This window comes from Paraconexibacter sp. AEG42_29 (assembly GCF_040581415.1).
Taxonomy (GTDB): domain Bacteria; phylum Actinomycetota; class Thermoleophilia; order Solirubrobacterales; family Solirubrobacteraceae; genus Paraconexibacter.
The window spans coordinates 5,565,803-5,576,201 of the sequence record NZ_CP114014.1 but is presented as its reverse complement, the minus strand read 5'-3'; the positions used below and the strand labels follow the sequence as shown (position 1 = coordinate 5,576,201).

Here is a 10,399-nt window from a genome sequence, read left to right as displayed (position 1 = left end):
GCACGCGGAGCCCGTGGCGGCAGTGCGGGACGACGAACCGGCGGCCGCGTCCGCGCCGGCCGAGGCGTTCGAGAACGAGGGCTCGTCCCGCAAGGGCCCGCGGTCGCGCCGCTCGGCCCGGTCGGCCAAGCCGTCGGCGGCGAAGGCGGCCCCCGACGGCAGCGCCGAGGCGACGGGTGCGATCCCGGCGCCGGCGGCGGACGCGGACTCCCCTTCCCCGCCGGTGAAGCCGGCAGGCAAGCCGCGTGTGCGGCGGGTCGTGACGAACGAGGAGCCGGAGCCGGTGGCCGATGCACCGGACATCGTGGATCTGATCGCGGGCCGCGCGGGGCCCGCGCCGGCGAAGCCGCCGGCCAGGAAGCCCGCTGCCCGCAAGCCCGCAGCCAAGAAGCCGGCGGCCGCGTCGAAGCGTCCCGCTGCGCCGCGTACCGCCGCTGCGTCGAAGGAGACGGTCGTCGCCGAGGGGTCGTCGGTCGCCGCTGCGACGGCCGCGAAGCAGCCCGCGGCACCGCGCAAGCCGGCTGCGGCCAGGACGGCGGTTGCCAAGACGGCGGCCGCGGCGAAGAAGCCGGCAGCCGCGAAACGTCCGGCGGCGGCGAAGACGGCCACGGCGGCCGCGGACGAACCCGCCGCCGCGGCGAAGCCCGCCGCGAAGAAGCCCGCCGCGGTCAAGAAGCCGGCGGCCGCGAAGCCCGCGGCGGCGAAGAAGCCGGCCGCGACGAAGGCCGCCGGAGCCGCGGCCAAGCCCGTGGCGAAGAAGCCGGCAGCGGCGAAGAAGCCCGCTGCGGCGAAGAAGCCCGCTGCGGCGAAGAAGCCCGCTGCGGCGAAAAAGCCCGCTGCCGCGAAGAAGCCGGCGGCGGCGAAGAAGCCGGCCGCCGACGCCGCTTAGATCAGGCGGCCGGCGGGCGCGGCGGCTGCTTGTTCGGCGCGCCGGGCTCCTTGATGGCGGCCCCGGCGGCCTTGGCCTTGTCCTTGAAGCTGCCCTTGCCCTTCGCGATGTCCTTGAGCTCGCCGAGGTCCTGCTTGACGGACTCGTTGCCGCCGCGCTTGTCGACGACCTTCTTGGCCTGATCAGTGAGGCGCTTGAGATTCATGCACCCCAAGGTAGCGAATCGGCCGATCCGCGCCTTGTGATCGGCAGGGGCGTTGCACGCCGTCGGGCCGGTCTGCTTCCATGCCCCGCTCATGTCACAGGTCGATCAGCTCCAGAACGCCGAAGAGGCCGTCGAACAGAACCGCCAGGAGGCGGACCGCGCCGAGCGGGCCGAGCGCTCCGCGGAGCTGCGGCGTGAGCCCTTCGGCGACACGGCGACGAAGGCCCACGAGGTGGTCGTGGCGCCGCTCGCGAAGGTGAAGACGATGGTCAACATGCGGACCGGCGCGTTGCCCGACATCCACGAGCTGGCGCTGTCGATCAAGGAGAGCGGCGTGCTGCACCCGCCGCTCGTCCGGGCCACGGGCGACGAGGGCCAGCCCTACGAGTTGCTGGCCGGACGCCGCCGGCACGCGGCGATGGCGCTGCTGGACGAGGCGGAGGGCGCCCGTGAGGACTGGCGCTTCACGCTCGTCGACGGCATCTCCCGGCGCGAGGCGCTGACGATGCAGTTCGCGGAGAACTTCCACCAGAACAAACCCGAGCCCGTCCAGTTCGCCCGCGCGGCGCGGGCGATCATGGCCGAGGACGACGAGCTGACGGCGGCGGACGTCTCGCAGCTGGTCGGCGCGCCGATCGCGTGGACGCGCAAGGCACTGCGGATGCTCGACCTGCCGGAGTCGATCATCGAGCGCGTGGAGCAGGGTGACCTCTCGTTCACGGTCGCCGACGTCGTCCGCCGCGGGATCGCGCGCGGCGACGTCTCCGAGGCGACCGCCGCCGACCTCGTCGAGCAGCACGTCGAGGGGGAGATCACGACGAACAGCCTCAAGCGCGAGGTCGGCTACCAGCCGCCGAAGCCGAAGAACTACGACGAGCTCTCGCGCCAGCTGGACGAGGCGCGCTGGGCGGGCGCCGACGCGGCCGCGGCCGATCGCCGCGACGGCGCCGAGCAGCGCGAGTGGGAGTCCTCGCGGGCGCCGGCGCCGACCACCGGCGCGGCGGCGGCCGGGCTGCGCGGGCCTGCGCGGCCGGACGCGGCGCCCGCCCAGGCCGGCGGGCTGCGCGGCGACCTGGACCCGGAGGACGTCGACGGCTTCCTGCTCGGCCTGATCCTGGCGAACGCGGTGCCGGCTCAGCAGGCCAGCGCGATGGGGGTCGCGTCGGAGGCGGACGCCCACGCGTACGCCTTCTCGCTGCGCCCGGAGGAGCGGCTGGGTGTCCTGCGTCAGCTGGGCCTGCAGCTGCTCATGGACTCGCCCGAGCCACCGCGCGCGCTCCGCTCCCGCCTGGACTGAGGACTCCCAAGGCGACCGACGCAGTCGGTCGGCCTACCAGCGTGCGGGACCCTCGCGGTCGCTCGTGGTCCCGGTCGGCCCGTCCGGCCCGATCTGCGCCATCCGCACCATGGCGTCCGTCCCCTCCTCCACCGTCTGGTGACCCTGGTTGTGGTTCAGGTCGGTCGCGGTGTAGCCCGGGTCGACGCAGTTGATGCGCACGCCGGGATAGGCCTTCGCGTACTGGACGGTGAGCATGTTCACCGCGGCCTTGGAGGACAGGTACGCCAGGTCGATCACCTTGCTCTCGATCCGCGACTCGTCCAGGACGCTCGCGAACGACCCAAGACCGCTGGAGACGTTGACGACGACCGGCGCCGCGGACCGCTCGAGCAGCGGCATGAACGCCTGCGTCACGCGGACCACGCCGATCACGTTCGTGGCGTGGACCGCCTCGACCGCTTCCGCCGTGACGTCGCCGACCGGGACGCCGAAGGTCGTGGCGACACCGGCATTGTTGACGAGGACGTCCAGGCCCCCGTCCGCCTCGATCGTGGCGACGGCGGCAGCGACGCTGGCGTCGTCGGTGACGTCGAGCTGGACGAACCGCGCGCCGAGCTCGTCGGCGGCGGCGCGGCCGCGCTCGGGGTCGCGGGCCCCGACCCAGACGTCGTGTCCGGCCGCCAGCAGGCGGCGGGCGGCCTCCTTCCCGAGGCCCTTGTTCGCTCCGGTGATCAGTGTGTTCGGCATGTCCCCATGGTGTGTCCCGGCGGGCTCCCGCACAAGCGGATGGCGGAGCCTGGGACTCGCAGGGCGACCCTCCGCCGTGTGGCACGCGCCATAGTGGGCGGCATGGACGACGACGAGCTCGCCGGCTGCCTGCGCTCGTGGCGGGACCGGCTGAACCCGGAGTCGGCGGGCCTCGCCGCCGGCCGCCGCCGCCGCGCGCCCGGCCTACGCCGTGAGGAGGTCGCGCAGCTCGCCGGGCTGTCCGTCGACTACCTGGCCCGGCTCGAGCAGGGTCGCGCCGACAGCCCGTCCCCCTCGGTCCTCGCGCCGCTGGCCCGGGCGTTGCGGCTGACCGACGACGAGCGCGACCATCTCTATCGCCTCGCGGGTCACCTGCCGCCGGGGACCGGGCAGATCGACCAGCACCTGACGCCGGCGGTCCACCGCGTCCTGGACCGCTTCACGGACGTGCCGGTCTTCGTGTCCGACCCCGCCTGGTGGATCGTCGCCACCAACCCCTTGGGCGCGGCGCTGCTGGGCGACGAGTCCCACTACACCGGACTGGAGCGGAACGTCCTGTGGCGCTTCTTCCTGGGGCTGCCCTCGCGGGTGGTGCGAACGGCGGACGAGGATGCGGTGTTCGCCGCGAGTGCGGTCGGCGACCTGCACGACGCGCTAGGGCGCTTCCCGGCCGACACCGGGCTCCGCGAGCTCATCGCTGCGCTACGCGCCGCCAGCCCGCAGTTCGCCCACCTGTGGGAGCAACGGCCCGTCGCCAAGCGCACCGCCGAGCACAAGACGTTCGACCACCCCGCGGTCGGCCGCATCACCGTCGACTGCGACGTGCTCACCGTCCACGGCAGCGACCTGCGGATCGTCATCCACACCGCGCCGCCGGGCTCGCCGGACGCGGACGCGCTGGCCCTCCTCGGCGCGGTCGGCCTGCAGACGTTCTGAGCCAACATTCGCTGACCCCGCGTTCCCGCCCCCGGGCGGTGGCGGAACTCCTGATGACGCCGTGTCAGCCGGCGCCGCGACCGAGGTGGACCTCGCCCGCGTCGAGTGCCGTCCGGCCCCCGCCGTCGAGCTCGACCACCAGTCGGCCGTCCCCGTCGACCCCCGCCGCCGTCCCGCTCCCGCTCGCCCAGCGGACCTCGCGGCCGCGCAGCACGTCCCGCGCGCGCCAGGCCTCGAGCAGGTCCGAGGTCGTGAGCGCGAGGACCTCCTCCAGCCGGTCGAGCAGCGCCGCCAGGACGGGCTCGCGCTGCGTGGGCTGCAGGCCGAGCGTGGCGGCGGTCCCGTGCAGCTCGGCGGGAAGCTCCTCGATGTCGACGGCCACGTTCAGGCCGATCCCGAGGACGGCCCAGCGCTCCTGCGGCCGGCCCTCCACCAGGATGCCCGCGACCTTGCGGCCGTCGAGGTGGACGTCGTTCGGCCACTTGATCCCGGGGGCGCGATCGGGGGCGACGGACGCGACCGTCTCCGCCACCGCCACCGCCGCGTAGAGGGGCAGCAGGGGGACCGGGTCCCGCAGCAGGACGGACAGCAGCAGCGCGTGGCCGGGCGGCGCCGCCCACGTCCGGCCCTGGCGGCCGCGGCCCGCCGTCTGCGCGTCCGCCGTCACGAGCAGCCCGTGCGGCGCGCCGGCCGCAGCCGCCGCGCGCGCCCGCTCGTTCGTGGACGTCGTCTCCCGCAGGTGCAGGCGCGGTCGCCCCAGGACCGACACGGTCAGCCCGGCTTGATCGTCAGCTCGTCGTCCAGGACGACGTTCAGCGTGTCGCGCGCGGAGCCGCGGTTGACCGCGATCGCGAGCGTGCGGTACGCGTCCTCGTACAGCAGCAGCTCGCCGGCGCGCACGTCCGAGAACGTGACCGCGTAGTGGGCGGGATGCCCGTTGATCGTCACCGGCCGCCCCAGGCGCAGGCCGGTCTCGGTCAGCTCCTGGTGCTCCACGTCGAGCGTGATGTTCCCGAAGCGGTCGAAGCCGACCGCGTGCGCCGCGAGGCCCTCGGGCTCCACCATCGCCATCGGCATGTGCAGCAGCGTGATCTCGTCGGCGTCGATCGGGTCGCCGGCGTCCAGCAGCTCGGCACCGGCGGCCAGGGCCGCGGCGACCGGGGCGAAGATGTCGCGGCCGTGGAAGGTGGCCGACACCGGCTCGAGGCGATGCGGGGAGCGGCTCACGTCGACCGCGTCGATCGCGCCGCCGAAGCGTTGGGCGGCGAGTGCAAGCAGGCCGTTGTCCGGCCCGACGAGGATGCGGTCCTCCTCCGCGGTGCGCAGCGCGATCGCGCGGCGCTTGGTCCCGACGTCGGGGTCGACGACGGCCAGGTGGACCCCGGGCGGCATGAACGGCAGCGCGCGCCGCAGCATCAGCGCGCCCGCACGGACATCGTGGCGCGGCAGGCCGTGCGCGAGGTCGATGATCTGCACGCCGGGCGCGATCCGCGCCATCACCCCGTGGCAGACCCCGACGAACTCGTCGGCGATCCCGTAGTCGGACAGGAAGCTGATCGGGCGGGGTGGGACAGGCACCGCGCGAGTCTATTCAGACGTCTGCGCGTGATGGGCGGCGTCGGCCACGAGGGCGGCGACGAGCCCGTCCGGGGTGTGGACCTCGGCCTCCACGTCGGGCTCGCAGCCGAGCTCCCGCAGCGCGGCGCTCGTCGCCGGGCCGATCGAGACGATCCGCGGCCCCTCCAGCGTGCCGGCCGCCGCGTGGAAGAAGCGGACGGAGCTCGCGGAGGTGAACGTCGCGTAGCGGGCGCCGAGCGCGGCGTCCCGTGCCGTGTCGTCCAGCGGCTCGGCGACGGTCCGGTAAAGCGGCAGCACGGTGACCTCGGCGCCACGGGCGGCCAGGGCGTCCGGCAGCACGTCGCGCGCCTCCTCGGCCCGGGGGATCAGGGCGCGGGTGACGGGGACCTCGGCCAGCGCGTCGACGAGCGACTCGGCGATCGACCGCGGCGGGACGACGTCCGCGGCGATGCCGTGGGCCCTGAGCGCGCGCGCGGTGCCGGGGCCGATGGCGGCGACGGTCGGCCCGGCCAGGACGCGGGCGTCGCGGACCAGGGCGAAGAAGCGGTCGACGGCGTTCGGCGACGTGAAGGCGACGAGGTCGTAGGTGGTGAGGTCGGGGACCTCCGCCTCGAGCGGCTCGATCCGGATCGCCGGCGCCTCGATCGCCGTCGCGCCGAGCGTGCGCAGCCGGGCCGCCAGCGCGCTGGCCTGGGCGCGGGCCCGGGTGACCGCGACGGTCACGCCGGCCAGGGGCCGGGCGGCGTCGAGCCACGCGAGCTCGTCGTGCAGCGCGGCGACGGGCCCGATGACCGTGATCGACGGCGGCTTGATCTGCGCCGCCTCGGCGTCGGCGGCGATGGTGGACAGCACGCCGCGGATCGACCGCTGATCGCCATAGGTCCCGCGCTGGACGATCGCGACGGGCTCGTCGGCGCTGCGCCCGCCCGCGATCAGCTGCTCCGCGATCCGCGGCAGCTGTCGCACGCCCATGTAGAAGACCAGCGTCCCGGGGAACGCGGCCAGTGCGGGCCAGTCGATCTGGGTCTCGGGCTTGGCGGGGTCCTCGTGACCGGTGACGAACGCCACAGCCGCGGCCACCCCGCGCTGGGTGACCGGAACGCCGGCGTACGCGGACGCGGCGATGCCGGCGGTGACGCCGGGGACGACCTCGAACGGGACAGCGGCGGCAGCGCAGGCCTGCGCCTCCTCGCCGCCGCGGCCGAAGACGAACGGGTCGCCGCCCTTCAGCCGCACGACCGAGCGGCCGGCGAGCGCGTGCTCGACGACCAGCGCCGTCGTGGTCTCCTGCGGCACCTGCTTGCCCCCGCCGATCTTGCCGACGTCGACCAGGATCGCGTCCTCGCGGACGTCCGACAGCGCGCCGTCGGGGATCAGCTTGTCGTACAGGATGACGTCCGCCGTCGCGAGCAGCTCCAGCGAGCGGGCGGTCATCAGCCCGCGGTCGCCCGGGCCGGAGCCGACGAGGTACGCGGTGCCGGGCGCGAGCCGCTCGGTGATGTCGTCGTCGCTCATACCTGTGTCGTCCCGTTGTCCAGGAGGTCGCGGGCGCCGGAGGCAAGCAGCCGCTCGGCCACCTGGACGCCGAGCGCGTGCGGGTCGGCGTCCGGGGCGACGCGCAGCTCGTCGCGCAGCCAGGCCGACCCGTCGATCGCGCCGACCCAGGCGACGAGCGTGCCGTCCGGGCGCAGGTGCGCGCCGACGGCAGACGCGCAGTCGGCGCCCAGCGCGTGCACGCAGGCGCGCTCGGCCGTCAGCGCGCGCCAGGTCGCGTCGTCGCGCAGGTCCAGCGTGAAGCCGGTCCGCGCCTCGATCACGACGGTGCCCTGGCCGGCGGCGGGGACGAGGTCGTCCAGGACGCTGTCGACGGCCGCCTCGCGGCCCAGGCGCTTCAGGCCCGCGAGCGCCAGGACGACCGCGTCGACCTCCCCGGAGGCGAGCTTCCCGAGCCGGGTGTCGACGTTCCCGCGGATCTCGACGACCTCGATCTGCCCGTCGCCGATCGCCGGCAGCGACCGCAGCTGCGCGGCCCGGCGCAGCGACGCGGTCCCGACCCGGGCGGGCCGTCCGTCGGCCTCCAGCCGCCCGCAGACCGCGTCGCGCGGGTCCTCGCGCGGCAGGCAGCCGACCAGGTCCAGGCCCTCGGGCAGCACGGTCGGAACGTCCTTCGCCGAGTGCACGGCTATGTCGATCTCACCGTCCGCGAGCGCGCGTTCGAGCTCCGTGACCCACTTGGCCTTGTCGGCCAGCGCGCGGTTGCGGTCCCCGGTCGTCGTGATGACCACGATCTCCGCGTCACCGCCGACGGCGTCCGCCACCATCTGCGCCTGGGCGAGCGCCAACGCCGACCCCCGCGTCCCGATCCGCATGCCGGTGAGCCTGCGCCGGCTACGCGCCGCGCCGGCGCCCGCCGAGCGCCCGCACGTTGTCCGCCGGCACGGGGCAGCCGTCCGCGGCGGCCGGGACCACGTCCGCCGCCTCGTCCAGGGCGAACAGCTCGCGGACGAGCTGCAGGCGGCCGTGGCCGGTCGACGTGCCGTGTTCCTGCATGCTCTTCAGCCGCACCGTCGGCTCGTGCAGCAGCCGCTGCATCACCGCGCGGGCGACGGCGTCGATGCGCGCCAGGTCGCGGGGCGACGCGGACTCCCAGCGGGAGGCGTTCTCGGCGAGGACGGCTTCGACGATGTCGGTCCCGTGCTCGCGCAGGGCGGTGATCGTCGGGCGGACGTCGAGCTGCCCCATCCAGCGGGCGAAGCGGACGATCTCGTCCTCGACGATCGCGTTCGCCTGCGTGCGCTCGCCCTCGCGGACGGACATGTTGCGCGCAACGACGGCCTGCAGGTCATCGATGTCGTACAGCGTCACGCCGGTCAGCTCGCCGCACGCCGCCTCGATGTCGCGCGGGACGGCGATGTCGATCAGCACCAGGGGCCGGCCGCCGCGCTCGCGCATGACCAGCTCGAGCTCCTCGCAGCCGACGATCGGATGCGGCGACGACGTCGAGGAGACGACGATGTCCGCGGTCGCCAGGCGGGCCGGCAGCTCGTCGAGCGACACGACCGCGCCGCCGAAGCGCTCGGCGAGCGACAGCGCGCGGTGGGCGTTGCGGTTGGCGACGAACAGCGTGCTCACGCCGCGGGCGGCCAGCGCCTGCGCCGTCAGCTCCGCGGTCTCGCCGGCACCGATGATCACGACGTCCCGGCCTGCGAGGTCGCCGACGACGTCCGCCGCCAGGTCGACCGCGACGGTCGACACGCTCGTCCGCGACGAGCCCAGGCCCGTCTCCGAGCGCACGCGCTTGCCGGTCTGCAGCGCGGCGGTGAACAGCTTGTTCGTCAGCGGGCCGGTGGTGCCGGCCTTCAGCGCCGAGTCGTACGAGCGCTTGACCTGCCCCTGGACCTCGGCCTCGCCGACGATCATGGACTCCAGCCCGCTCGTCACCCGGTACAGGTGGCGCGCCGCGTCGCAGTTGCGCGGCGAGTAGATCAGGCCGGCGAGCTCGGTCGGGCGGATGTCCGCGCGCTTGGCGAGCGCCCCGAGCAGCGACGTCTCCGCCTCGACTGGGTCCTGGCTGACGAGGTAGATCTCGGTCCGGTTGCAGGTCGAGATCGCGACCGCCTCGTGGACGACCGACTCCTCGACGAGCTGCTTGACGAACCGCTCCATCTCGACCTCGGTGAGCGCGAGCCGCTCACGCAGGGCCACGGGGGCGGTCTTGTAGGAGATGCCGAGCGTCAGCAGCTCGGACGAGGAGGACGTCACAGGATCTTGTCCTTCGGGGTGTCGGCCACGGGCTCGGCCAGAGGGGGTGCGGCGGTGCGACCCTCCGCCCGGTCGAGCTCCTCGCTGAGCGTCGTCAGCCGCTTCTCCAGTCCCAGCATCCGGTAGACCGTAATGCCCAGGTAGATCAGAAGCAGGGCGAAGAAGACCAGGTACGCCGCGAGGACGTATCCGGAGCCGTCCGGGAAGTTCGCCGCCAGCAGCATCAGGCGACCACCTGCGGGGCGGCCGAGCGGGGCGGCAGCGTGCTGTCGTCCGTCTCACCGCGGAGCGCGTCCAGGCGGCGCTCCAGGCCCTTGACGCGGCCGCGCGTCAGCTTGTGGGTCATCTCGAGCTTGCACAGCGTGATGAACAGCAGCGTCATTCCCACGAGCGCGATGTAGAACGGGATCTTCATCTCGGTTGGGAGGGCGCCGCCGGTCGTGTTGTTCAGCACCCGCGGGTGGATGAACGGCTCGGCGAGGCGCACCGCCATGAAGTTCAGGGGGACGAACGCCCCGGCGGTGACCGCAAAGACGGCGGCGTAGCGCGCCTGCTTCTCGGGGTCGAGGATCGCGAAGCGCAGCGGCTGGTAGGTCGCATACAGCAGGAAGACGATCAGGAAGCTGACGAGCGTCGCCTCGCGCCACTCGAACCACACGTCCCAGGCGACCTTGGCCCAGATCGACCCGGTGATCAGCACGCCGAGCCCGAGGATCACCGACATGTGAATCGCCGTGTAGGAGCGCAGGTCGTGCTTCGGGTCGCGGGTGCGCAGGTACCGCAGCCCCTCGATCCCGCCGTAGACGAAGCCGCCGAGCGCGACGATCGCCATCGGGACATGCACGTAGAAGATCTTCTGCGAGAAGCCCTGATCGGCCTCGATGGGCGCGTACAGCGCGGCGAGCCCGAAGGCGGTCGCCAGCGTGACCACGGTGGCCAGGGTGTAGATGCGCAGCTTGCTGGAGTACATCCGGGACGTGACCTCTCTCGCTGAGGGCGGCGG

General features: G+C 74.0%; 11 protein-coding genes and 1 pseudogene. 3 read left to right on the top strand and 9 right to left on the bottom strand.

The genetic code is table 11. The features are described from left to right. Positions 1–334: 334 nt before the first annotated feature. Positions 335–889: pseudogene (locus DSM112329_RS26435) on the top strand (hypothetical protein); the annotation flags it as partial. A gap of 1 nt (position 890) precedes the next feature. Here DSM112329_RS26435 and DSM112329_RS26430 read toward each other — a convergent pair. Next, a complete protein-coding gene (locus DSM112329_RS26430) occupies positions 891–1,094 on the bottom strand; it encodes a hypothetical protein (RefSeq protein ID WP_354699568.1) in 204 nt (67 codons plus the stop codon). Positions 1,095–1,185: 91 nt separating this feature from the next. Between DSM112329_RS26430 and DSM112329_RS26425 the strand changes: the two genes are divergently transcribed. Next, the gene (locus tag DSM112329_RS26425; RefSeq protein ID WP_354699567.1) at positions 1,186–2,391 is read left to right on the top strand and encodes a ParB/RepB/Spo0J family partition protein; all 1,206 of its coding nucleotides are present in this window, start codon (positions 1,186–1,188) and stop codon (positions 2,389–2,391) included. Between the two features lie 33 nt (positions 2,392–2,424). Here DSM112329_RS26425 and DSM112329_RS26420 read toward each other — a convergent pair whose 3' ends face one another. After that, positions 2,425–3,120, bottom strand: coding sequence for an SDR family NAD(P)-dependent oxidoreductase (locus DSM112329_RS26420; RefSeq protein WP_354699566.1), 696 nt, complete (start codon positions 3,118–3,120; stop codon positions 2,425–2,427). Between the two features lie 102 nt (positions 3,121–3,222). Between DSM112329_RS26420 and DSM112329_RS26415 the strand changes: the two genes are divergently transcribed. Next, positions 3,223–4,056: a helix-turn-helix transcriptional regulator gene (locus tag DSM112329_RS26415; protein ID WP_354699565.1), complete on the top strand. Its 834-nt coding sequence runs from the start codon at positions 3,223–3,225 to the stop codon at positions 4,054–4,056. Positions 4,057–4,120: 64 nt separating this feature from the next. Here DSM112329_RS26415 and DSM112329_RS26410 read toward each other — a convergent pair whose 3' ends face one another. From DSM112329_RS26410 to DSM112329_RS26380, 7 genes are read right to left on the bottom strand one after another with little or no spacing between them, the layout of a single operon-like run. After that, the gene (locus DSM112329_RS26410; protein WP_354699564.1) at positions 4,121–4,825 is read right to left on the bottom strand and encodes a biotin--[acetyl-CoA-carboxylase] ligase; all 705 of its coding nucleotides are present in this window, start codon (positions 4,823–4,825) and stop codon (positions 4,121–4,123) included. A gap of 2 nt (positions 4,826–4,827) precedes the next feature. Then, entirely contained in the window at positions 4,828–5,634 is an 807-nt protein-coding gene (locus DSM112329_RS26405) for an SAM-dependent chlorinase/fluorinase (protein ID WP_354699563.1), read from the bottom strand. A 9-nt stretch (positions 5,635–5,643) separates the two neighbouring features. After that, positions 5,644–7,149: a uroporphyrinogen-III C-methyltransferase gene (cobA, locus tag DSM112329_RS26400; protein ID WP_354699562.1), complete on the bottom strand. Its 1,506-nt coding sequence runs from the start codon at positions 7,147–7,149 to the stop codon at positions 5,644–5,646. Continuing rightward, the gene (hemC, locus tag DSM112329_RS26395; protein WP_354699561.1) at positions 7,146–8,003 is read right to left on the bottom strand and encodes a hydroxymethylbilane synthase; all 858 of its coding nucleotides are present in this window, start codon (positions 8,001–8,003) and stop codon (positions 7,146–7,148) included. The genes cobA and hemC overlap by 4 nt, the downstream gene beginning before the upstream one ends. Before the next feature lie 19 nt (positions 8,004–8,022). After that, positions 8,023–9,396 (bottom strand): glutamyl-tRNA reductase, encoded by a 1,374-nt coding sequence (gene hemA, locus DSM112329_RS26390; protein WP_354699560.1) that lies wholly within the window; start codon positions 9,394–9,396, stop codon positions 8,023–8,025. Beyond that, on the bottom strand, positions 9,393–9,620 hold the full coding sequence (locus DSM112329_RS26385; RefSeq protein ID WP_354699559.1) for a hypothetical protein: 228 nt from the start codon (positions 9,618–9,620) through the stop codon (positions 9,393–9,395). Before DSM112329_RS26385 ends, hemA begins: the two co-directional genes overlap by 4 nt. Further along, complete coding sequence (locus DSM112329_RS26380) at positions 9,620–10,366, bottom strand: cytochrome c biogenesis protein (protein WP_354699558.1); 747 nt, start codon at positions 10,364–10,366, stop codon at positions 9,620–9,622. The genes DSM112329_RS26385 and DSM112329_RS26380 overlap by 1 nt, the downstream gene beginning before the upstream one ends. Positions 10,367–10,399: the final 33 nt, after the last annotated feature.